This is a genomic window from Streptomyces sp. NPDC005576 (assembly GCF_042871745.1).
Taxonomy (GTDB): domain Bacteria; phylum Actinomycetota; class Actinomycetes; order Streptomycetales; family Streptomycetaceae; genus Streptomyces.
Map to the genome: position 1 here is coordinate 1 of NZ_JBIAJC010000022.1, position 22,569 is coordinate 22,569.

Annotated in this window: 18 protein-coding genes; 10 read left to right on the plus strand and 8 right to left on the minus strand. The window is 73.7% G+C overall.

Annotation, left to right across the window (positions count from 1 at the left end):
* The first annotated feature begins 102 nt into the window (after nt 1-102).
* Nucleotides 103-2,130 (plus strand): ATP-binding protein, encoded by a 2,028-nt coding sequence (locus tag ACFYPN_RS30420; protein WP_358760578.1) that lies wholly within the window; start codon nt 103-105, stop codon nt 2,128-2,130.
* Nucleotides 2,124-3,659 carry an ABC transporter substrate-binding protein gene (locus tag ACFYPN_RS30425; RefSeq protein ID WP_389302700.1) on the plus strand — a complete coding sequence of 512 codons (1,536 nt, stop codon included), beginning with the start codon at nt 2,124-2,126 and terminating at the stop codon, nt 3,657-3,659. Before ACFYPN_RS30420 ends, ACFYPN_RS30425 begins: the two co-directional genes overlap by 7 nt.
* A gap of 19 nt (nt 3,660-3,678) precedes the next feature.
* Here ACFYPN_RS30425 and ACFYPN_RS30430 read toward each other — a convergent pair whose 3' ends face one another.
* Genes ACFYPN_RS30430 through ACFYPN_RS30445 form a run of 4 tightly spaced genes read right to left on the minus strand, consistent with a single transcriptional unit; the run spans nt 3,679 to nt 8,808 of the window.
* A complete protein-coding gene (locus ACFYPN_RS30430; protein ID WP_389302703.1) occupies nt 3,679-4,704 on the minus strand; it encodes a DUF5914 domain-containing protein in 1,026 nt (341 codons plus the stop codon).
* The gene (locus ACFYPN_RS30435) at nt 4,701-5,756 is read right to left on the minus strand and encodes a phytoene/squalene synthase family protein (RefSeq protein ID WP_389302706.1); all 1,056 of its coding nucleotides are present in this window, start codon (nt 5,754-5,756) and stop codon (nt 4,701-4,703) included. Before ACFYPN_RS30435 ends, ACFYPN_RS30430 begins: the two co-directional genes overlap by 4 nt.
* A complete protein-coding gene (locus ACFYPN_RS30440; RefSeq protein ID WP_358760582.1) occupies nt 5,753-7,291 on the minus strand; it encodes a phytoene desaturase in 1,539 nt (512 codons plus the stop codon). The genes ACFYPN_RS30435 and ACFYPN_RS30440 overlap by 4 nt, the downstream gene beginning before the upstream one ends.
* The gene (locus ACFYPN_RS30445) at nt 7,288-8,808 is read right to left on the minus strand and encodes a polyprenyl synthetase family protein (protein ID WP_389302709.1); all 1,521 of its coding nucleotides are present in this window, start codon (nt 8,806-8,808) and stop codon (nt 7,288-7,290) included. The genes ACFYPN_RS30440 and ACFYPN_RS30445 overlap by 4 nt, the downstream gene beginning before the upstream one ends.
* Before the next feature lie 390 nt (nt 8,809-9,198).
* On the opposite strand from ACFYPN_RS30445, the gene ACFYPN_RS30450 reads away from it, so the two are divergent.
* Both ACFYPN_RS30450 and ACFYPN_RS30455 read left to right on the plus strand, forming a co-directional pair.
* Nucleotides 9,199-10,779 carry an SDR family oxidoreductase gene (locus tag ACFYPN_RS30450; RefSeq protein ID WP_358760584.1) on the plus strand — a complete coding sequence of 527 codons (1,581 nt, stop codon included), beginning with the start codon at nt 9,199-9,201 and terminating at the stop codon, nt 10,777-10,779.
* A gap of 160 nt (nt 10,780-10,939) precedes the next feature.
* The gene (locus ACFYPN_RS30455) at nt 10,940-12,319 is read left to right on the plus strand and encodes a cryptochrome/photolyase family protein (RefSeq protein WP_389302712.1); all 1,380 of its coding nucleotides are present in this window, start codon (nt 10,940-10,942) and stop codon (nt 12,317-12,319) included.
* Nucleotides 12,320-12,434: 115 nt separating this feature from the next.
* Here ACFYPN_RS30455 and ACFYPN_RS30460 read toward each other — a convergent pair whose 3' ends face one another.
* Both ACFYPN_RS30460 and ACFYPN_RS30465 read right to left on the minus strand, forming a co-directional pair.
* The gene (locus ACFYPN_RS30460) at nt 12,435-13,283 is read right to left on the minus strand and encodes a DUF1206 domain-containing protein (RefSeq protein WP_358760586.1); all 849 of its coding nucleotides are present in this window, start codon (nt 13,281-13,283) and stop codon (nt 12,435-12,437) included.
* A gap of 72 nt (nt 13,284-13,355) precedes the next feature.
* Nucleotides 13,356-13,889 carry a DoxX family protein gene (locus ACFYPN_RS30465; protein WP_358760587.1) on the minus strand — a complete coding sequence of 178 codons (534 nt, stop codon included), beginning with the start codon at nt 13,887-13,889 and terminating at the stop codon, nt 13,356-13,358.
* Nucleotides 13,890-14,125: 236 nt separating this feature from the next.
* Here ACFYPN_RS30465 and ACFYPN_RS30470 point away from each other — a divergent pair, with 236 nt between their 5' ends.
* Together ACFYPN_RS30470 and ACFYPN_RS30475 are read left to right on the plus strand one after the other, a co-directional pair.
* The gene (locus ACFYPN_RS30470; protein WP_389302716.1) at nt 14,126-16,141 is read left to right on the plus strand and encodes an FAD-dependent oxidoreductase; all 2,016 of its coding nucleotides are present in this window, start codon (nt 14,126-14,128) and stop codon (nt 16,139-16,141) included.
* Nucleotides 16,142-16,178: 37 nt separating this feature from the next.
* The gene (locus ACFYPN_RS30475) at nt 16,179-16,787 is read left to right on the plus strand and encodes a PadR family transcriptional regulator (protein WP_389302719.1); all 609 of its coding nucleotides are present in this window, start codon (nt 16,179-16,181) and stop codon (nt 16,785-16,787) included.
* A 67-nt stretch (nt 16,788-16,854) separates the two neighbouring features.
* On the opposite strand, the gene ACFYPN_RS30480 is transcribed toward ACFYPN_RS30475, so the two are convergent.
* On the minus strand, nt 16,855-17,961 hold the full coding sequence (locus ACFYPN_RS30480; protein ID WP_358760590.1) for a DMT family transporter: 1,107 nt from the start codon (nt 17,959-17,961) through the stop codon (nt 16,855-16,857).
* The gene (locus tag ACFYPN_RS30485) at nt 17,958-18,857 is read right to left on the minus strand and encodes a phosphatase PAP2 family protein (protein ID WP_389302721.1); all 900 of its coding nucleotides are present in this window, start codon (nt 18,855-18,857) and stop codon (nt 17,958-17,960) included. Before ACFYPN_RS30485 ends, ACFYPN_RS30480 begins: the two co-directional genes overlap by 4 nt.
* A 184-nt stretch (nt 18,858-19,041) precedes the next feature.
* On the opposite strand from ACFYPN_RS30485, the gene ACFYPN_RS30490 reads away from it, so the two are divergent.
* From ACFYPN_RS30490 to ACFYPN_RS30505, 4 genes are all read left to right on the plus strand, one after another.
* Nucleotides 19,042-19,686: a TetR/AcrR family transcriptional regulator gene (locus ACFYPN_RS30490; protein ID WP_389302777.1), complete on the plus strand. Its 645-nt coding sequence runs from the start codon at nt 19,042-19,044 to the stop codon at nt 19,684-19,686.
* 274 nt (nt 19,687-19,960) lie between these two features.
* Nucleotides 19,961-20,974, plus strand: a complete 1,014-nt coding sequence (locus tag ACFYPN_RS30495) for an SPFH domain-containing protein (protein WP_358760592.1) — start codon at nt 19,961-19,963, stop codon at nt 20,972-20,974.
* Nucleotides 20,971-21,993 carry a hypothetical protein gene (locus ACFYPN_RS30500; protein ID WP_358760593.1) on the plus strand — a complete coding sequence of 341 codons (1,023 nt, stop codon included), beginning with the start codon at nt 20,971-20,973 and terminating at the stop codon, nt 21,991-21,993. The genes ACFYPN_RS30495 and ACFYPN_RS30500 overlap by 4 nt, the downstream gene beginning before the upstream one ends.
* Nucleotides 21,994-22,251: 258 nt before the next feature.
* Entirely contained in the window at nt 22,252-22,473 is a 222-nt protein-coding gene (locus ACFYPN_RS30505) for a hypothetical protein (RefSeq protein WP_389302724.1), read from the plus strand.
* The last annotated feature ends 96 nt before the right edge of the window (nt 22,474-22,569 follow it).

The following is a 22,569-nucleotide window of genomic DNA, read 5'->3' on the forward strand; positions in this document are numbered from 1 at the left end:
CACCCCCCAGGTCATCAAGATCGACAGGGGGACACAGTCATGCCGGGCCCGGAGGCCAGCGGCCCCATTGCAGGACCGCGAAAAAGATAACGGGGAGGCCGGATGCCCGACGACAGAGGTGGCAGTTCGGAGCGCGACGCCGCCGTACGGCGGTACGTGGCCGGATTGCTGAGCAGGGCTCAGGGGCCGCTGCGACCGGTTCCCGCACTGGTGCTGCTCGGGACGCGCGGCAGCGGAAAGACCTCCCTCGCGAGGCATCTGGGCCAGTGGGCGCACCGCGTGCCGCTGGCGAAAATAGACGTGGAGCCGGTCGGTGAGCGGGGTGGGACCGCCATCGACGTGCTGATCGAAATGGCTTTCCAGCTCGGCGCGCACCGCGACGGCATCCCGCGACTGGGCTTCCCGGCGCTGGGGGCACTGCTCGCCGCGGTCGGGACGGCGGTCGACGTGCGCAGCCGGGAGCGGGCGGTTCGCGAGATGGCGGACGCCCTGCGAGCGGGGCGGGCGCGGGAGTATTCGTACGAGGCGCTGGAGCAGGTCGTCGACGGCGTCGTCCAGATCGCCGGGATACCGGGACTGCCCTCACTGGGTCCCGTCGTCGTCACCCTCGTCGAGGGCGGGATACGCCTGCGGCTCAACCTGCGGCTGCGTCGCAGGTTCGCCGAGACGACGGCGGGAGGACCGGGGCGGGGCACGACGGCGGACTTCCTGGTCGGCGTCAATCAGCTCTATCACGGCTATCCCGCCCAGCGGGCCGAAGCGGAACGGGTACTGCTGGACTCCTTCCTCGCCGACCTCCGGGGTGCCTACGCTTCGGGCAGGTCCGACCGGCTGCGTACCACGCTCTGTCCGGCGCTCCTGGACAACGTGGACTCCCCCGTCGGTGAATCCTTCCTCACGCTGCTGCTCGAATCCCGGGAGCGCTCCGGCCTCCCGGACCCGCTTCTCGTCATCACGACCGCGCGCAAGCGGCCGGAGACACTGGTCCGCGCCGAGACCGGCAGCGGCCATCGCCCCGACTACCGCGAGAGCTGGCCCCAGCCCTCCCTCTTCCAGCCGCTGGCGGCGGGGCCCCAGGTACTGGTCGGCCAGTTGCGGGACCTCAGCCGCCGCGAGGTGGAGGCGCATGCCGCCGCCCTGCTGGACCAGTTGCCCGCCGGTTCCGTCCTTCCGCGCACGGACAACGCCGTGCAGTGGCTCGGCTGGCTCGTCTACGAGATCACCCGGGGCCACCCGGCGGGCACGGCCGAAGTGCTCGACTTCCTGCGGCGTACGCCGGCCGACATGCCGTGGGAGACCCGCGTGCACGAGTGCCTGGCACCACTCGACGGCAGTGTCCAGCCGGTGCCCCGCCTGTCCGTGGGGCCGCGGCTGCTCGGACTACTGCTCCGCGACTGCTCCGCCCAGCTCGCGCGGCTGATGCCGCGGGCCGCCGCCGCCGTCACGCTCGGCCGCGCCGAGACCTGCGAGTCCCTGTGGGAGGGACAGGAGCCGGTGCTGCGGGAGTTCGTCGGCTACTGCGCGGACGAACTGCGAACGGTGCCCGAGCCCGACGAGGGCCTCCCCGCGCTGCACCGGCTCACCCGCTTCCTGCTGCTGCGCCGGCTCGACGGCGCGCCGGAGAACGGCGGGCCCGGCTCGTGGACGGGCACGCATCGCGCACTGCGTGCGGAGGCGGCGGCACGGGGCGACCTGCGCGCCGTGGCTTACCACGACTTGGCGCTGGACGACCTGGACTCCGCGGTGGGCTATCTCCGGCACCGGTTCGACGAGGTGCGCGCCGACCAGTGGTGTGCGGACCTCGCCTGGCTGCAGCGCGCCCCCTGCCGCTGGAGCGGCGCGCTGCCGGAGGCGGCCCGCGACCGTTACGAGCGTCTCGTCGGTGTCGCCGAGGGCGATGCCCCCCAACGCGCCATCACCCGTCTCCTCGCGGCCGGGTGGATCACTCCCCATCCGCGGCCGGACGGGTCGGCCCAGCCGTACGGCGATCCGCTGGGTGATCCGTACGCGGAGCTGTACCCGGACATCGTGGAGGAGTTCCTGACACTCCGGCGGCCGATCGGAAACGAGCACGACCGCCATGTGCTGCTGCAGATGGCCCAACGCTACGAAAGGAAACCCTGGTGGTGACACTCGGCGACGGCTCCTTCGAACCCCGCGCGCCACGGCGGCTCAAGGCGCCGTGGATCGCGGCCGCCACGATCGTCCTGGCAGGAGCGGTGACGGGCGGCGTCGTGGCGTACCAGGCATGGCAGCAGAACGCGAAGGAGTGTGCGCCGCACATCCTCAAGAGGGGCGACCGCAAGGAGTGCATCGGTCTCAGCGACGGCTCCTTCTCCTTCGGACCCTCACTGGACGTGGTCATGGACAAGATCAAGAAGGAGAACGACCGTGTCCGGGCGTCCGGCAAACCGTTCGTCTCCCTCGCCTATGTCGAGCCGCTGACCACCGCGAAAGGGGAGGAGGAGACCAAGTACGGACTGCGAGCCGAACTGGAGGGGGCCTACCTCGCCCAGCGCGAGCTCAATGAGGCCAGCCTCGGAGGACACGGCGACCTGCCGCGGGTACGCCTGCTGGTCGGCAATCTCGGGCTCCGTTCGGAACAGTGGCGGCCCCTCACCGAGGAGCTCGTGGCGAAGTCCAAGGACAAGAACCACCTGATCGCGGTCGCGGGCTTCGGACAGAGCCGGGGCGGCACGAAGAACGCGGTCGACGCCCTGCGCGACGCGGGCATCCCCATGATGGGTGCGACGGTGACGGCCGACAGCCTCGCGGAAGCGGCGCGTCCCGGCTTCTTCCGGACCTCACCGCCCAACCGCGACCAGGCCGCCGCCGTGGTCAACTACCTGGTGAAGCGGCAGAAGGACGTCCCCGGTTACACGGTCGCCGTCATCCGGGACCGCAACGAGGACGACATCTACAACACCTCGATGTTCGACTCCTTCGCGACGGCAGCCTCCGTGAAGGGCCTGAAGACGGTGGGAAGTCCGCTGGAGTTCCTCTCCGGGGTGGACGGCATCTCCAACGCCTTCTCGTCGGTCGCCGACAAGGTGTGCGCGCTCAACCCCGATGCGGTGTTCTTCGCCGGACGTGGCGTCAACGTACGCAACTTCATCTACGCAATGTCCGCGAGCGAGCGGCGCTGCCCGGTCACCCTGATCACGGGCGACGACGCGGTCGGCGCGTACTTCGGCTCCCAGGACGGCGAGGCGCTCCACGACAAGCTCCGTACCGAGTGGACCGAGAGCAAGGTGACGGTCCTCTACTCCTCACTGGCGCACCCCTCTCTGGCCACCAAGCTCTACGACAAGGAGCACGACCCGCTTCCCGGCTTCCTCACCCTGTACAGCACGGAGTTCGGCGGCGACGACGCCGCCGCGCTCAAGGCCCTGCAGGACGGTCAGGTCATCATGGGACACGACGCCGTCTGGGCACTCGGCGTCGCAGTGCGGAACGCGGCGGGACCGGAGGGGAACGGCCAGGTCAACACGGGTTCCACCCTGCAGATGCTGCTCCAGCTCAGCGGGAAGTTCGCCGTGTCGGGGCTCAGCGGCCCGACCTCCTTCGCTTCGGACGGTAATCCCGACAACAAGGCGATGGCGCTCGTACAGATGGAACCCTCGGGGGGCTACACGTTCAAGGATGTCGTGCGCCCCTGATCCGCCGGGGCCGTCCCGCTCACCCCGGGAACCGCCCGCTGCTGCGCAGCTCCCAGCGGCGTTCGGCGTACGCGAGGTCGTCGCGCCAGAGCCGCCCCGCCGAGGCCCTCATGAGCGGGCGCAGCAGCGGGGCCGCCGCGCGGGCGACGGCGAATCCGCGCCGGTCGGACGCGGCGACGACCGCCTCCACCACGGCGGTGCGCGGCCGGCCGGCGGTGTCGGTGCCGAGGGGGGTGGCGTGGCTCTCGACCACGGAGCCCCGGCCCTCCCCCTCGGTGATGTGCATGACGACCGTACGGGGTTCGGGCGCCGTGAACACGGCTCGTACGGGCACGACGACGCGGCCCGCCACCTTGAAGGAGACGTCGACCGCGAACCCGTCCCGCCCGTCCCCGGCCTCGCCGCCGGGGACGTCGAGCACGGTCAGGTCCACGAAGGAGTACGGGTGGAACCAGGCGCCGTGCCAGGGGTCGAGGCGGTTGGCGACGACGTCCTCGGGTTCGCAGGTGCCGAATCCCTCGTACACCGCGTCGACCGCCGTCGCGGCCACCGGCCGTTCGGGGACGACGGGCCGGTCCAGCGGGGTTTCGCCGCCCGCTTCGTCGAGCCGTACCCAGGCGAGGACTCCGTCGTCGAAGGCGGGGTAGGGCTCCCAGCCGGCGAAGGGCCCGCCGTCGAGGGCGAGTCCGTGCCAGTGGCAGACGAGGGTGCCGCAGCGGACCGGGCTGTCCCGCAGCGGTGCGCCCAGGTGCGGGCAGGCGCCGGGGCCGGCGCGCAGGCGGCCCGAGGCGTCGCGCCAGGCGACGACCTCGGTGCCCTGGACGGTCCGTCCGAAGGAGCGGCCGGGGGTGATGCGGCGGGACGCGCCGATGACGTACCAGTTGCCGGAGGGTCGGCTCAGCGCGTGCTTGAGGGCGCCCGCGATGAGGGCGGGACGGGCGTCGCGCCAGGTGGGGCGCTGCTTCTCCCACGGCACCGGGTCGCGGCGCAGCCGCAGTGGGACACGTCCGCGGCGGCCGGGCCGGCCGGGGTGGGGATGCGTCATGCCACGTCCTCCCGTCCGGCCCGGGTGACGGCCGGGTCGCGGTGGGGCAGACCGGCCCGCTGAGCGTCCGTCACCGGCAGGGCGCGCGGCGGGACTCTCCGTCGCGGCGCAGGAGCGGTGCGGGCCCCGGAGCGTGCGGCGAGTGCGCGCACCAGGCCGTCCAGGGCGACCGTGGCGCGGCGGGCACGGGAGACGACCGCGCGCCGGTGGAGCACGGCGTAGCCGTCGGCCTCGACGGCGTCGAGGATGCCGCCGTACAGCACGAACGCGGTGCGGATGCAGGGGCGCGACTCGGGGGCGAGCAGCGCGATGCCGGGGAGCGCCCGCCGGTAGATCTCCCGGTTGTGCGCGGCCGCTGCCCGGAGCGCGGAGGTGATGCGCGGGTCGCGCAGGCCCGTCGCTCTGCTGTGCACCAGGAGTTCGCGGTCGACGCCGTGTGCGGCGAGCAGGTCGGCGGGGAGGTAGACGCGGCCCCGGTCGAGGTCCTCGCCGACGTCCCGGAGGAAGTTGCTGAGCTGGAAGGCGACACCCAGGTCGGCGGCGTACGGGGCGGCCTCCTCGCGTGGTCCGACCGTGCCGAGGACGGGCAGCATCTGGAGTCCGATCACGGCGGCCGATCCGTGGGTGTAGCCGCCGAGTTCCGCCCAGGAGGCGTACCCGGTCACCGTGAGGTCGCTGCGCATGGAGGCCATGAAGTCGGTGAAGTGGCGGTGGTCGATGCCGTACACGGCAGCCGTGTGGACCAGTGCCCGGATCACCGGTTCGTCGGCGGTGCCGTGGGCGAGGCCCTCGGCGAGCCGCTGTTCGAAGGCGAGCAGCGCCCGCGCGCGTTCCCCGGGGGTGGGGTCGCCGGTCAGGTCGTCCACGATGTCGTCGGCCCGGCGGGCGAAGCCGTAGAGAGCGTGCACGGCGGGCCGGCGGTCGGCGGGGAGCAGCCGGGTGGCGAGGAAGTACGTCCTCCCGTGGGCGGCGTTGAGCCTCCGGCAGGTGGCGTACGCGGCGCGCAGGGCGGGGTCGTGGATGGCTGCCGCGTCGAGTTCACGGGCGGTCATACGGAGGTGCCTTTCGGGACGGGGCGCGGGGTGGTCGCGGTGGCCGGCCGGGGCCGGAGCGGACCGGTGATCCGGGCGGCGGCGAGCTTCCCGGAGATCAGCACGGTCGGCACGCCGACGCCCGGGGTGGTGCCGCAGCCGGCGAGTACGGCGTTCGTGGTGCCCCGGACGAGGTTGCGGGGGCGGAAGGGGCCGGTCTGGGGGAAGGTGTGGGCGGCCGAGAACGGGGTGCCGGCCGCGTGTCCCTGGGCGGTCCAGTCGACCGGGGTGACCAGGCATTCCTCCTCGATGGCGGAGCCGAGCCCGGCGAGGCCCCGGCGTTCGAGTTCGGTGAGGAGGCGGTCCCGGTAGCGGGGGGCCAGTTCGTCCCAGGTGAGGGCGGACGGGCCGATGTCGGTGTTGGGGCAGGGTGCGAGCACGTAGTGGAGGTGCTTGCCGGGCGGGGCGAGTGTGGGATCCCCGGCCGTGGGGCGGGTGATGAGGAGCGAAGGGTCGCTCATCAGTGAGCCGGTGCGGGTGAGTTCGTGGAAGGTGCCCTTCCAGGCCCGGCCGAACGAGAGGGTGTGGTGGGCGAGTCCGGGCCAGGTGCGGTCCGTTCCCGCGTGCAGGACGACGGCGGACGGCGAGTGCCGCAGCCCGCCGGGCCGACGGGGTGTCCGGCCGAGCAGCTCGTAGCTGACGGGCAGGTCCGGGGTGAGGACGACCGCGTCGCACGGGATGCGGCCCCGGTCGGTGACGACGGCGGTGACCCGGTCGCCGGAACGTTCCAGCCGGCTGACGGACTCGCCGTAGCGGAACGCGGCACCGGCTTCGGCGGCCGAGTCCGCCAGGGCCCGCGGCAGGGCGTGCATGCCGCCGCGCGGGAAGTACACCCCGGCGACCGTGTCCATGTAGGCGATGACGGCGTACGCGGCGAGCGCGCGGGCCGGCGGCACTCCGGCGTACAGGGCCTGGAAGGAGAAGACGCGGCGGAGCCGTTCGTCGCGGAGGTAGCGGCCGATCCGCGCGTCGAGCCGGCCGAAACCGCCGAGCGCGGCGAGCCGTGCCAGGTCGGGGTGGAGGAGCTGGAACGGTGAGTCGAAGTTGGCGTCGATGAAGCGGCGCATCTGCACGGCGTAGAGGCGTTCCAGCCACTGCCGCAGACGTCGGTAGCCGAGCGCTTCGTCGCCGCCCGCGAACTCCTCCACGGCGGCCTCCATCGCCGCCGGTTCGGTGTGCACGTCGAGGGTGGAGCCGTCGGCGAACCAGGCACGGTAGGCGGGGTGGAGCGGGATCAGGTCGAGCCGGTCGGCGAGCCGGTGACCGACGGCGGCGAATGCCTCCTCGACGAGGTCGGGCATGGTGAGCACGGTGGGGCCGGTGTCGATGCGGTAGCCGCCGCGCTCCAGCAGGCCGGCGCGTCCGCCCGGCGTGAGGTCGCGTTCGACGACGGTGACCCGCCGGCCTGCGCCGAGCAGGTGGAGCGTGGCGGACAGGCCGGCGAGGCCGGCACCGACCACCACGACGTGGTCGGTGCGCCCGGGGACGGTCCTCATGGGGTGGTGTCTCCTTCACGAGCTTCACGAGCGGGGCCGGGTGCGGACGGTGGGGCGGGAGGCCCGGGTGGTGGGGTGCGCCCGCCCGCGGCCTCCCGCAGCAGCAGGCGCAGCTGCCGGGCGCCCTCCGGGTGGAGTCCGGCGAGGCCGAGGCGGGCGTCCGCCTCGGCGGCGAGCCGGTCCGCCCGGTGTTCGACGGCGGTACGCGCCCCGCTCCGGGTGAGCGCGTCCCGTACCCGGGCGAGGCCCTCGTCGGTGAGACCGGGGTCGCCCACGCCCGCGTCCAGGACCGCGAGCACGGCGGTGTCGCCCGCCGCCTCGGCGCGCTCCCGGGCGACGGCCACCAGATAGGTGGGCTTGCCGTCGCGGAGATCGCCGCCGGAGGGCTTTCCGGTGACCGCCGGGTCACCGAACGCGCCGAGCAGGTCGTCGCGGAGCTGGAAGGCGGTGCCCGCGCTGCGGCCGGCCGCGCAGAGAGCGGCGGTCGTACGCTCGTCGGCGCCCGCCAGCGCCGCCCCCAGCGCGATGGGGCGCTCCACGGAGTAGAGGGCGCTCTTGAGGCAGGCGGTCCGCAGGGCGTGCGCGGCGGTGCGGGTGGACGCGGCCTGCCCGTGCAGGTCGAGGTACTGGCCGGCCACCATCTCGGTGCGCATCGCCCGCCAGATCCTCAGGACCCGGGACCGGGTGGCGGGGTTCATCGGAAGCGCCGCGACGGTGTCGTCCGCCCAGGCCAGGGCGAGGTCGCCGACGAGGACGGCGGCCGAGGTGCCGAAGGCGGTGTCCGGAGGGCCGCCGGGGACGCCCGCCAGCTCGACGTGGACGGCGGGGCGGCCGCGGCGCAGCGGCGAGCCGTCCATCACGTCGTCGTGGACGAGGGCGCAGGTCTGGATGAGTTCGAGCGCGACACCGAGGCGCAGCGCCGCGCCGGTGGTGTCCGCGCCGCCGCCGCAGGCCCGCATCGCCCACCAGAGGAAGCGGGGCCGGGCGCGCTTCCCGCCGCCGAGCGTGAAGTCCGCGACCCGCCGGGCCACGTCCCGGGTGAAGACGGTGTCGATGGCGGAGGCCTCGGCGAGGTGCTCCCCCAGGACCGTGCGGGCGGTACGGAGGACGGCGCCGGCCACGTCCGCGTCGACGGACCCGACCGACTCGACGGGTTCGACGGGCTCGACGGGCTCGACGGGCTCGACGGATTCACGGGGTTCGACGCGTGCGAGGGGTTCGACGGATGGCGTGCCGGGCCGGGGCGCGGCGGGGCCGTCCGGGTCGCGGCCGCCGCGGGTCTCGTCGGAGCCGTCGGCCGCCCGCCGGGGCCCGTCGTGCGCCCGGGTGTGGCCGCCGGCCGCCGGGTCCTCGTGCGCGCGGACCGCAGCGCCGTGCGGCTCCCGGGCGTCCGGACCTGCCGGGGCCCCCTCGGCGGGGTGGGTCCGGTCGGGTGGCTGCGCGCCCCCGCCGGACCGCTCGGGCCGCCGGTGGTCGGGGTCGGCAGAGGCGGAAACCGCCGCCCGGGTGAGGCGCATCACAGGTCCTTCTGGTCGCATCGGTCTCCGTACCGCTCGGGCGGGTCCCGTACCGCCGAGCCGACGTGCCGGCGGTACGGGATCCGTCGCGGACCCGTGTCGTCCGGGCCCGTCGCGTCTCTTCCGCCGTCCCTCGTCCGGCGGATGCGGGCGGGCCCCGATCCGTGCCGGCGACGTGCCGGTGCCGCGGGCCCAGGCTTCCGAGGGGACCACGCCGACCGGCCGGGCAGTGGCTGCCGGGGCCGGTGGCGAGGCTCCTGAGCGGCCCCGCGACCCATTCGGCCGCCCCGACCGTGTCACGGTGCATCCACCGGGCCCCGCCGGGCGGAATGCGGTACGGGCGGGGACGGTGGAAGAAGACGACCGGAATCGACCCGAGGCGGAGGCGGCATGGAGACGGCCAGGGAGACGGCCAGCGGGACCGGGGACGACGGGAAAGGCCTGCGATGTCTGGTGACGGGGGCCACCGGCTACATCGGCGGCCGCCTGGTGCCGGAGCTGCTGGCGGCCGGCCACCGGGTGCGCGCTCTGGCGAGGACCCCTCAGAAGCTGCGCGACTACCCCTGGGCCGCCGAGGCGGAGGTGGTGCGCGGGGACGTCACCGATCCGGAGTCCCTGGCCGCGGCCATGCGGGACATCGACGTCGCGTACTACCTGGTGCACGCGCTGGGCACCGGTCCGGGCTTCGAGGAGACCGACCGCCGGGCGGCCCGGATCTTCGGCGAGCAGGCCCGTGCGGCCGGGGTGGGCCGCATCGTCTACCTGGGGGGCCTCACCCCCGGTGGCGTACCGGAGGAGGAGCTCTCCCCGCATCTGCGGTCCCGCGCGGAGGTCGGCCGCATCCTGCTCGATTCGGGGGTGCCGACGACCGTGCTGCGGGCCGCCGTCATCATCGGTTCGGGTTCGGCGTCCTTCGAGATGCTCCGCTACCTCACCGAGCGGCTGCCGGTCATGGTCACCCCGAGCTGGGTGTCCACCCGGATCCAGCCGATCGGCGTCCGGGACGTGCTGCGCTACCTCGCGGGCAGTGCACGGATGCCCCGGGACGTGCACCGCTCCTTCGACATCGGCGGGCCCGACGTCCTCACGTACCGGGTGATGATGGAGCGGTACGCCGAGGTCGGGGGCCTGCCGAAGCGGTTGATCCTGCCCGTCCCGATGCTCACGCCCAGGCTGTCCAGTCACTGGATCGGGCTGGTCACCCCGGTGCCCCGGTCCATCGCCCGGCCGCTCGCGGAGTCGCTGAAGTACGAGGTGGTCTGCCGCGAGCACGACATCGCGCGGTACGTGCCGGACGGGCCCGGGCAGCCCTTCCCCTTCGACAAGGCGCTCTCCCTCGCCCTGCGGCGGGTCCGGGAGGCGCAGGTGACCACCCGGTGGTCCTCCGCGTCGCTCCCGGGCGCTCCGAGCGACCCGCTGCCCACGGACCCGGACTGGGCGGGCGGCAGCCTGTACGAGGACGTCCGGGAGCGGGACGTGGACGCTTCCCGGGCCGCGCTGTGGCGGGTCGTGGAGGGCATCGGCGGCGACAACGGGTGGTACTCATTCCCGCTCGCCTGGGCGGTGCGGGGCTGGCTGGACCGGGCGATGGGCGGGGTGGGGCTGCGGCGGGGCCGCCGTGACGCCGCCCGTCTGAGGGTCGGGGACTCACTGGACTTCTGGCGGGTGGAGGAGATCGAGCCGGGCAGGCTGCTGCGGCTGCGGGCGGAGATGCGGGTGCCGGGTCTGGCCTGGCTGGAGATGTACGCGGAGGAGCGGGCCGACGGGCGCTCCCACTACCGCCAGCGCGCGCTCTTCCACCCGCGCGGGCTGCTGGGCCACGCCTACTGGTGGAGCGTCTCGCCCTTCCACGCGATCGTCTTCGGCGGTATGGCCCGCAACATCGCGCGCGCCGCCTCCCGCGATCCCGCCTCCTCCGGTGCGCGGGAGGAGACCGCGGCCGTGCGCCCGCGTCCTCGGGAACAGACCTGAGCCAAAAGCGCACCGCGGCGACCCGGGCGGCCGGTGTCCGGGTCGCGCGGTGCGCGGCGCATCCGGACCGCCGGGTGGTGCGGAAGCACCGGCCGTACCCCTTACACCCGTCGCACCAGACGTCCCCGTCCCCGTTCCGATCCCGTCCAGGAGTAGCGCCATGACCGTCTCGGTCGTCCTGTTCACCGCCGATCTGCGGCTGCACGACCATCCGCCGCTGCGCGCCGCGGCGGCCGCGGGCGACGAGATCGTGCCGCTCTTCGTCCTCGACCGGCGTGTGGAGGAGGCCGGTTTCGCGGTGCCCAACCGGCGGGCCTTCCTCGCCGACTGCCTGCGGGACCTGGACGCGGGGCTGCGCGACCGGGGCGGGCGGCTCGTGATCCGTACCGGGGACGTGTCCGAGGAGGTCTGCCGGGTCGCCGCCGAGACCGGTGCCCGGGACGTCCACATGTCCGGTGGGGCCAGCGCGTACGCCCACGCCCGCGAGGAGCGCTTGCGCACCGAGCTGGAGTCGCAGGGGCGGAGACTGCATGTGCACGACGGGGTGGTGACCGCAGTGGCGCCGGGCACGGTGCGGCCCACGGGGTCGGCGGCGAACCACTTCGCCGTCTTCTCCCCGTACTTCCGGCGCTGGTCCCAGGAGCGGCTGCGGGACCCCCTCGCACCACCGCGCGCCGTCCGGGTGCCGGACACCGCGCGCTCCGGTGAACTGCCCTCCCGGGCACAGGTGTCGGGGATCTCGCCCGGCTTGGCGGAGGGCGGGGAGAACGCGGGCCGCGCCCTGTTCGCCGCATGGCGGCGGTCGGGTCTCGGGTCGTACGACAACCAGCACGACGACCTCGCGGGCGACGCCACCTCCCGTCTCTCCCCGCACCTGCACTTCGGCACCGTCTCACCGGTGGAGCTGATCGAGCGTTCCCGCAAGGCCGGCGGGACGGGAGCGGAGGCGTTCGTACGGCAGTTGTGCTGGCGGGAGTTCAACTACCAGGTCCTCGCGGCCCGTCCGTCCGCGTCCCACGAGAACTACCGCTCGCGGGACGACGACTGGCGGGACGAGGAGGAGGCCCGGGACGACATCGAGGCATGGCGGGAGGGACGCACCGGCTATCCCGTCGTGGACGCCGCGATGCGTCAACTGCGCCACGAGGGATGGATGCACAACCGCGGCCGGCTGCTCACCGCCAGCTTTCTGGCGAAGACGCTCTACGTGGACTGGCGGATCGGCGCGCGGCACTTCCTGGACCTGCTGGTGGACGGCGACATCGCCAACAACCAGCTCAACTGGCAGTGGGTGGCCGGCACCGGGACGGACAGCCGCCCCAACCGGGTGCTCAACCCGGTGCTCCAGAGCCACCGTTACGACCCGGACGGGACGTACGTACGACGCTGGGTGCCGGAGCTGGCCGGCATCGGGGGTGCGGCGGTGCACGAGCCGTGGCGGCTTCCGGAACCGGATCGCGTGGCGCTGGACTACCCCGCTCCGGTGATCCACCTCCCGGACGCGCTGGCCCGGTTCAAACTGGCGCGCGGCCTGCGCTGAGCACCCGCCGCCGACCCCTCCCGGCCGCGCCCGCGCCGGGGAGACGGGACGGCCCCGCCGGGGGTTCGGTTGCCCGGCGGGGCCGTGTGAGGGGTGCGGGGGAAGTCAGGGGCAATCAGACCTTGCGCCAGCGGGCGTTGGCCCAGGAGAAGACGCCGAAGGCCGCCAAGCCGAGGGCGATCAGTGCGAGCAGCCAGGGTCCTGCGGGGGTGTCGGTGAAGGAGCGCAGGGTGTCGTCCATGCCCTTGGCCTGGCCCGGCTCGTGCTGGACGGCCGCGGCGATGGCGAACCCGCCCGCCGTGCCGAAGACGACGCCCCGGGCGACACCTCCGGCCACACCGACCACGTCGACGGCACGGCGGACCTTCTCGCTGCTGCCGGACATGTCGAGGTGCTTGCGGAACTTCAGGGTCACCGCGCGGAAGATCAGCCACAGCCCGATGCCCACGACAACGGCCCCGGCGAGCCCCACGATCCACTGACCGCCGGGCCAGTCGAGCGCCTTGGCGGTGACGTCGTCGGTCCGCTTGTCGCTGGACCCGCTGCCGCTGCCCTTGTCGCCGACGGCGTAGGAGATCACGGAGTACGCGACGAACGCGTAGAACACGCAGCGTCCGCCGGCCATGATCCGCTTCGTGGGCTTGTGCCCGTCCGGACCGGCCTGGCCGAACACCGCCTCGGAGAGCCGCCAGAGCGCCATGCCCACGAGTCCGATGCCGAGGAGCCACAGGAGGACCCCGCCGAGGGGCTGCTCGGCCACTTGCTTGAGCGCGCCGCCCCGGTCGGCCTGCTTCCCGCCGTCACCGTTGTTCGAGAACGCCACGCGCAGGGCGAGCACTCCGATGAGCAGATAGATGACACCGCGCGCCACGAATCCGGCACGCGCCGCCGTCTCGACCGCTTTTCCGTTGGCCGCACTCCGTGCCTGGCCTCTTCCGTGTTCCGCTATCGCACTGGTCTCCATGGACCGACGGATGCCCCAGTTCGGCGGATCAATGCCGACGGATCGCCTATCGGGGCTCCGGCCCCCGGGCCCTCAGACCGCTTCGGGCCCGTCCGGTACCGCGGCCTGCGCCTTCGCACGCTTGCCAACCACGGCAGCCGCGGCGACGGCGCTGCCGAGGAAGGCCAGCGCCACCGCCCACGGCTTGTCGAGCACGTGGCAGGTGGCGTGGTCGAGGGAGTAGTCACCGGCGCCGGTGAGGCCGATCGCGGCGGCGGTGAACCCGAGGAACGCCGGGTACTCGTACCCGCCGCCCTGGGCGAAGAAGCCGGCCGGGGCGTGGACCGCGACCGCGCCCGCCATCGCGCCGGCGGCGGCTGCGCCGGCAGCCGGCGTGGCGAGGCCGAGCGCGAGCAGCACTCCGCCGCCCATCTCGCCGAGTCCGGCGGCGACGGCGCTGTGCTTGGGGGGATGGAAGCCCATGGCCTCCATGGCCGCGGTGGTGCCTTCGACGCCTCCGCCGCCGAACCAGCCGAGGAGCTTCTGGGAGCCGTGGGCTGCGAGGACGGCGCCGGTACCGACGCGCAGGACGAGCAGGCCGAGGTCACGCCGGTTGATGCAGGCCATGGGAACTCCCGGGGACGAGGGGGCGGGCTACCGCTCCACTGTCGCCCGGCGCCGAAGCGGGGGCGCGACCGGTTGGGCCGTACGGAGGATGCCCGGGAGGGTGTCCGGGCAAGGGCGGGCGGGTCCGGGAGGGGTCCGGACCGCACGAATGCGACGCAGGTCATTGTGCAACTTGTTGCACAACAGCGTTCCGGTCCTCTACAACTGGCGTGACGACACCGTGCGAGGAGACCCCGATGAGCCCCTACCCCACGCTGCTGAGCCCGCTGGACCTCGGATTCACCACCCTTCCCAACCGGGTGGTCATGGGGTCGATGCACACGGGACTGGAGGAAGCCGAGAACGGCTTCGAGCGGATGGCCGCGTTCTACGCCGAGCGCGCCCGCGGCGGCGCCGGCCTCATCGTCACCGGCGGCATCGCGCCCAGCGAGCGCGGCTGTTCCGTGCCCGGCGGCGCCAAGCTGACCACGGAGGCGGAGGCCGAGGAGCACGCCCGGATCACCTCGGCGGTGCACGCGGCGGGGGGCCGGATCGCCATGCAGATCCTGCACTTCGGCCGGTACGCCCACCACCCGGACCTGGTGGCGCCGAGCGCGCTCAAGGCGCCGATCAGCGGGTTCACCCCGCGCGCGCTGACCGACGAGGAGGTCGAGGAGACGATCGAGGAGTTCGTCCGGGCGGCCTCCCTCGCCCGGCGGGCCGGTTACGACGGGGTCGAGATCATGGGCTCCGAGGGCTACCTCATCAACGAGTTCATCGTGGCGGAGACCAACCACCGCACCGACCGCTGGGGCGGCTCGTACGAGAACCGCGTCCGTTTCCCGGTGGAGATCGTGCGCCGGGTGCGCGAGGCCGTCGGCGAGGACTTCATCCTGATCTACCGGCTCTCCATGCTCGACCTGGTGCCGGACGGATCGACGCTGGAGGAGGTCGTGCACCTCGCCCGCGCGGTCGAGGCGGCCGGGGCGACCATCATCAACACCGGCATCGGCTGGCACGAGGCCCGCATCCCCACCATCGCCACCTCGGTGCCGCGCGGCGCGTTCACCTGGGTGACCGAGAAGGTGCGCGGCTCGGTCTCCGTACCGCTGGTGACGAGCAACCGCGTCAACACCCCCGAGGTCGCCGAGGAGATCCTCGCCTCGGGCCGCGCGGACATGGTCTCGATGGCCCGTCCCTTCCTCGCCGATCCCGACTTCGTGGCGAAGGCCGCCGCCGGACGCTCCGACGCCATCAACACCTGCATCGGCTGCAACCAGGCCTGCCTGGACCACGTGTTCAGCCTCAAGATCACCTCCTGCCTGGTCAATCCCCGGGCGTGCCACGAGACCGAGCTGGTCCTCTCCCCCACCCGGACCCGCAGGAGCGTCGCCGTCGTCGGCGCCGGCCCGGCCGGTCTCGCCTGCGCGGTCACGGCCGCCGAACGAGGCCACGCGGTCACCCTCTTCGACGCCGCCGACGAGATCGGCGGGCAGCTCAACGTGGCGCGCCAGGTGCCCGGCAAGGAGGAGTTCGACGAGACGCTGCGCTACTTCCGCACCCGGCTGCGCGAGCTGGAGGTCGACGTACGACTCGCCACCCGCGCCGGGACGGGGACGCTGGAGGGGTACGACGAGGTGGTGCTCGCCACCGGGGTCGAGCCGCGCACCCCTCCCATCGAGGGGGTCGATCACCCCAGCGTGGTCAGTTACCTGGACGTGCTGCGCGACAAGGCGCCGGTCGGCGACCGGGTCGCGGTCATCGGGGCGGGCGGGATCGGCTTCGACGTCGCGGAGTACCTGACCGACTCCGGGGAGGGGACGAGCCGGGACCCGGAGGCGTTCCTGCGCGGCTGGGGCGTGGACACCACCTATGCGCACCGGGGCGGGCTGCGCCTGCCGGAGCGCCCGAAGCCGCCGCGCACGGTCCATCTGGTCCAGCGCAAGGCGACCAAGGTCGGGGCCGGGCTCGGCAAGACCACGGGGTGGATCCACCGCACCGAACTGCGTCACCGCGGCGTCACCATGATCGCGGGTGCCACCTACGACCGCATCGACGACGACGGACTGCACCTGACCGTCGACGGTGAGCAGCACGTGCTGCCGGTCGACACCGTCGTGCTCTGCGCGGGGCAGGAGCCGCGCCGCGACCTGTACGAGGAACTGCGCGCGGCGGGCCGGCCGGTGCATCTGATCGGCGGCGCCGACGTGGCCGCCGAACTGGACGCCAAGCGGGCCGTCCGCCAGGGCACCGAGTTGGCCGCAGCGCTCTGAACCCGGTCCTCGTGCCCGCGTTCGTAGGATGCACCCCATGTCACTGCCGCACGCGATCCTCACCGCTCTGCTGGAGAAACCGTCGTCGGGGCTCGAACTGACCCGCCGCTTCGACCGGTCGATCGGCTACTTCTGGTCGTCGACGCACCAGCAGATCTACCGCGAGCTCGGCAGGCTGGAGCAGGCCGGGCGGATCCGGGCCCTGCTGCCCGACCAGCCGGCCAGGGGCAGCAGGAAGGAGTACGAGGTGCTGCCGGCGGGCCGCGAGGAGCTGGCGGCCTGGGTCGCGCTCTCCGAGGCCCCGAAGCCGGTCCGCGATCCGCTGCTGCTCCGGATGCGGGCGGCGGCGGTCGTCGGGGCACCCGGGCTCGGCGCGGAGCTGCGCCGCCATCTGGAGCTGCACCGGCGGCAGCGGGCGGAGTACCTGGAGATCGAGAGGCGCGACTTCCCGCCGGAACGCCGGACGGGCCAGGACGACCGGCTCCGCCACCTCCTTCTGCGCGGCGGCATCGACCTGGAGAGCTTCTGGATCACCTGGCTGACCGGGGCGCTCGATGAGCTCGACGGGCCCGTCGGGGGCCCCGTCATGAGTGCCGTCGAAGGCCCCGCCGCGACCCCCGTCGACGGGAGTCCGGGGAGCCCGTGACCCGGCGTCCGCAGAGCCCGTGACCCGCAGGACGCCGGGCCCGGAGGGACGCGTTCCCGGTGTCCGGTCAGCTACCGGCCGCGGCAGCGGGTTCGGGGCTGTCGGCCGCCGGGCGCTCCCGGACTCTGGGACTCCCGATGACCGTGCGCCGCCGTACCCCGGCTTTGCGGCGGATGCCCGAGGCTGCCGGCACCGCAGAGGCCGGGTGGCGCCCCGGCACGGCGACGGGCGCGGGCACGGGTGCGGACGCAGGGGAGGACGCGGGCAGGGGGTGTGCCGGACCGTGCGCTTCCGGGAGCGCCGACGGCCTGGGTGGCGCTGCCGGCGCCACCGGCTCCCCGGCAGCGGTCCTGGACTGCGCCCTGCTGAGCAGGATCACTCCGTACGCCGAGAGGACGACGCCCGCGACCGCCGGGATCAGGCTGAGGGGGCCGCCCTGGAGGCGCTCGCCGAGCAGGACCATCCCGATCGCGGCGGCGGCCACCGGGTTGGCGAGGGTCAGTACGGCGAGCGGCGCGCCGAGACCGTCGCGGTACGCGGTCTGGGAGAACAGCAGCCCGCCCATCGAGAAGGCAGCGACCAGCAGGGTCACCACCACGGTGCGCGGGGTGAACAGGGCGCCCGAGGCATGGTGGGTGAGGGCGACCGTCAGGGTCTGGGTCAGCGCGGAGGCGACACCGGAGGTGATCCCGGAGGCTGCGGCGTGCCGCAGTCCGGGGCGGGCTCCGGGGCGGCCGAGGGCGGACACCACGGCCAGGGTGACCGCCCCGACGCCGAGGGCTTCGGCGAGGCCGAGGGTCTCGTGCGGCGCGGCGCCGCCCGCCGCCGTCAGCAGTGCGGCCAGCCCGACGAGGGTCAGGACCGTGCCCCGCCACTCGGTGCCGCTGACCTTCCGGCCGGCGGTACGGGCGCCGAGCGGTACGGCCGCCACCAGGGTCAGCGCACCGAGCGGCTGGACCAGGGTGAGCGGTCCGTACCTCAGGGCGGCGACGTGCAGCAGAGCCCCGGTGGCGTTGAGCCCGACCGACGCCCACCAGGCGCCGCGCCCGAGCAGCCGGAGACCACCGGCGCCGGGTTCGGTGCGTCCGGCGAGGCGGGACTGAGCCACGGCCGCGGCGGCGTAGGCCACGGCGGAGACGAGGCAGAAGAGGATGGCGACGAGCGTGGCGTTCACCGTCCGGCTCCCGGTGCGACGAGGGTCCGCTGCTGGGCGGACGAGCTGCCGGCGTAGGCCCGGGGGCCGGCCGGGGCGGGCATGCCGGGGTCGTAGGGCGGGTGGCCTGCGGCGGGAGCGAATCCGGCCGGGGTCACGGAGGGCCACGTACCTCGGAGGCGTACCGCCCGGGAGGGCCGGTACAGCGGGATCGCGGCCAGCGCGAGCGCGAGGAGGGCCGTGACGACGAGGGCGTCGAGCCAGTAGTGGTTGGCGGTGCCGACGATCACCAGCAGGGTGGCGAGGGGGTGCGCCGACCAGAGCCAGCGCCATCGGGAGCGGCCGGCGGCGACGAGTCCGATCGCCACCATGAGGGCCCAGCCGAAGTGGAGCGAGGGCATGGCGGCGAACTGGTTGGCCATGGTGTCGGTGGTGGGCGTGGCGCCGTAGACCGTGGGTCCGTACACCTGGCCGGTGTCGACGAGTCCCGCGGCGGCCAGCATGCGCGGCGGGGCCAGCGGGAAGAGCAGGTGGAGCGCGAGGGCGGCGCCGGTGAGCGCCGCGAGTATTCGGCGGGACCAGACGTAGTGGTGGGGGTGCCGCCAGTACAGCCAGATCAGGAAGAGCACGGTGGCCGGGAAGTGGACCCACGCGTAGTAGGTGTTCGCCAGGTGGATCAGGGTCTCGCTGTACAGCAGGACTCCCTGGACGTCTCCCTCTCCGGGCAGGCCGAGCGCGCGTTCGAAGTTCCAGACGTGTCCGGCGTTGTGGAAAGCCTCGTCGACGTGACCGTTGGCCGCTTGGCGGCCGAGCTTGTAGACGAGGAAGAGCCCGACGACGAGCAGGAACTCGCGGACGAGGGGCGGGCGGGCCGAGGCGTCCGACTCCCGTCCCCCAGGCGTTCTGCGGGCGTACATCACCCGTGCCCCTAACTGACGGTTGCGGAGATACACCGGGCATGGTCCAGTCCACACCCAATCGATACGCCAGTGTACCGATACGCAAACGTATCGGTACACTGGCGTATCGAAGCGCTTTACCGCCGAGCCCCAGGAGGAACGAACCGTGCCGACCCGGGACTCCGCGCAGGGAACTCAGGAAATCCCGGCACCCCCGGACGCCGGGGCGCCGGAGACCGCGGCGCCCTCTCCCCGGTCGCCCCGCTCGAAGATCACCCCGGAGCGGGTCCAGGAGCTGTACGCGGCGGTGCTGGAGCTGCTCCGCGAGAGCGGGTACGAATCCCTCACCATGGAGGGCGTCGCCGCGCGGACCCGCTGCGGCAAGTCGACCCTCTACCGGCAGTGGGGATCGAAGCCCGAGCTGGTCGTCGCCGCGCTCCACAGCACCCGGCGCGGATCGCTCGCCCACATCGACACCGGAACCCTGGCCGGGGACCTGCTGGCGGCGGCACGGGCGATCGGCGCCCGTTCCGGCCTCGACACGACCCTGGTGCACGCCCTGAGCCACGCCGCCCTGCAAAGTCCCGAGCTGCTCTGCGCGATGCGTGAGTCGCTGGTGATGCCGGAGATCGCGGCGATCGAAGCGATGGTCCGCAGGGGCCGCGAACGCGGGGAGATCGCCCCCGACTGCGCGACCGCCGAGTACGTCGCGGCCCAGTTGTTCGGCCTGGTCCGCGTACGGCCGCTCCTCGACAGCCTGCACGCCGACGAGGAGTACCTCGCGCGTTTCACCGAGAGAGTCATTCTTCCCGGCCTCGGTCTGGAGACATCACCGACCGAGTCCTGACAGAACGTGGGCCGTCCATCCCAGCGGAGGGAACGGCCCGCTCGCGTCGCACCGTGGGGACGGGGGCGGCGCACTCCGACGGCCGGCGACTTCCACCGAAGCCGCCGGCCGTTCGTGTGCCCGGAGAGCTCCGGGGCTCCCCTCCGACTCTCCCTCCGACCCATCCATCCGCACCCCCTTGCCCTCCCCTTGTCGTCCTCTTGACGATATCCCCTGACAGGCCCTATCGTCCTACTTGTCGTCATCCTGACGAGAAACGGAAGGGGCCGTTCCCATGGCCGACATCACACGGCGCTTCGGCTGGCGCCATCTGCGCTCCGCACCCACCGCACACATCCGTCACCACAAGCGCGGCACACTCGCCCATGACGGGCCCGGGCTGAGCTTCTGGTACCGCTCGCTGAGCGCCGCGCTCTCCGAGGTGCCGGTGGACGACCGGGAGCTGGCGATGGCGTTCCACGCCCGTACCGCGGACTTCCAGGACGTGACCGTGCAGGCCACCGTCACGTACCGGGTCAGCGACCCCGCGCTGGCAGCGGCCCGTCTGGACTTCTCCGTGGACCCGGACACCGGGGTGTGGCGCGGCTCCCCGCTCGAACAGATCGCGACCCTGCTGACCGAGACCGCGCAGCAGCACACCCTGGACGCCCTCGCCCGCACCCCCCTGGCCACCGCTCTGGTGGACGGCGTGGCCCTGGTGCGCGAGCGCGTGTCGGCCGGACTCGCGGCCGAACCCCGGCTGCCCGCGACGGGGATCGACGTGGTGGCGACGCGGGTCGTGGCCATCCGCCCCGAGGCGGAGGTGGAGCGCGCCCTGCGCACCCCCGCCCGTGAGCAGATCCAGCAGGAGGCCGACCGGGCCACCTACGAACGCCGCGCGGTGGCGGTCGAGCGGGAACGCGCCATCGCCGAGAACGAGCTCGCCAGCCAGATCGAACTGGCCCGCCGGGAGGAGCAGCTGGTCGACCAGCGCGGCACCAACGCCCGGCGCGAGGCCGAGGAGAAGGCGGCGGCCGACGACGTCCGGGCCGGCGCCGAGGCGTCCCGCTCGGTGCGGCTGGCCAGGGCCGAAGCGGAGGCCGTACGGGAGACGGGCGCGGCCCGCGCCGACGCCCAGGCGGCCTGGCTGCGCGTCCACGCGGAGGTCGACGCGGCCACCCTGCACGCCCTCGCGGCGACCAGACTGGCGGAGAACCTGCCGCACATCGACAGCCTCACCCTCTCCCCCGACGTACTGACCGGGCTGCTCTCCCGCCTCGGCCGCCCCGGCGGCGGGACCCCGGCGTGAGCCTCGCCCCCCGTGCCGTCCTCGTCCACCGGACCACGGAGTACGAGGAGCTGCTCGCCCGGCACGGTACGCACGGCCAGGCCGCCTTCTTCCTCTCCACCCGCGGGCGTTCCCTGGACGAGGTGGCTCAACGGCACCACCGGACGCAGCGGGCCCTGGCCGACGTGGCGTCCGCCGTGCCGCTCACCTGGCGGCGCTCCCGGGTGGAACGCGCGGACCTGGACCGCTTCCTCTTCGCGCCGGAGGACGTGGTGATCGTGGCCGGGCAGGACGGGCTCGTCGCCAACGTGGCGAAGTACCTCTCGGGCCAGCCCGTGATCGGCATCGACACCGAACCGGGGCGCAATCCCGGCGTCCTCGTGCGCCACCGCGTCGCGGACGCCGGGGCCCTGCTCCGCGCGACGACCGCAACCGCGGCCGGTCGCCGGGTGGACGAGTTGACGATGGTGGAGGCGGTCGCGGACGACGGCGAGCGGCTGGTGGCCCTCAACGAGATCTACCTCGGCCCCCCGGGACACCAGACCGCCCGCTACCGGATCGGGCCGGACGCGCCAGGCGCCGGCCCCGCGCGCGGGGGGCCGGGAAGCTCCGGCGCTCCCGTTCCCGGCGCCTCCGGTGTCTCACGTCCCGGTGCCTCGGGTGCCGGCGTCGGCGGTTCCGTTCCCCGTGCCTCCGGTGCCGGTGAGGCGCAGGCATCCTCGGGCGTGCTGGTCGGCACCGGTACGGGCGCCACCGGCTGGCTCCGATCCCTCTGGCAGGAGCGCGGCAGCGCCCTGCGGCTGCCCGCCCCTTCGGACCCCCGTCTGCTCTGGTTCGTACGCGAGGCCTGGCCGTCGCCCGTGACGGGGACCTCCCTGGTCGCCGGTGAGCTGGGGCGGGGTCAGGGACTGCGGCTGACCGTGGAGTCGGACCGGATGGTGGTGTTCGGCGACGGAATGGAGTCCGACGCGCTGGAACTGACCTGGGGCCAGTCGGTGCGGCTCGGCATCTCCCCGACCTCGTTGCGGCTGGTCGGCTGAGGGGGCGGTCGGCGCTTTCCCGCCCTTCGCACGGTGGGGGGTAGGGTGCCCCTCCGATCACGGGATCGCCGAAGGGATGGCCATGGCCTGGGGTCCGGCCGGGGTGCTGAAGCACCGCAACGCACGCGTCTGTCTGGCGGGGGTCCTCGTCTCCGGGTTCGGCGACTCCGCCATGTTCCTGGCCGCCGGAATCTGGGTGAACTCACCGGCTCCGACGCTCTCGCGGCCCTCGTCACCTTCTGCGCGTGGGTCCCGGCGATGGCCGGCCCGCTCATCGGCACCCTGGCCGACCGGGTACGCCGTCGCCCTCTTCTGATCACCGCCTGCCTCCTGCTGGCCGCCGTGATGACCGCCCCCCTCGCCGTAGGCTCCGCCACCGACGTCTGGCTGCTCTTCGCGGTCCTGAGCCTGGTGGGTACGGGCAGTGTGCTGATGGACGCCGACCGTCCGGAGACGACCAACCGGACGAGCGGCCCGTGACGCACCCACGCGGCGGCGCCGAAGCGGCTCCGGCCCCGCCACGTAAGTGACGGGGCCGGAGCAGGGTCCGGCAGGCCGGGCGAGTCGGGAGTGCCG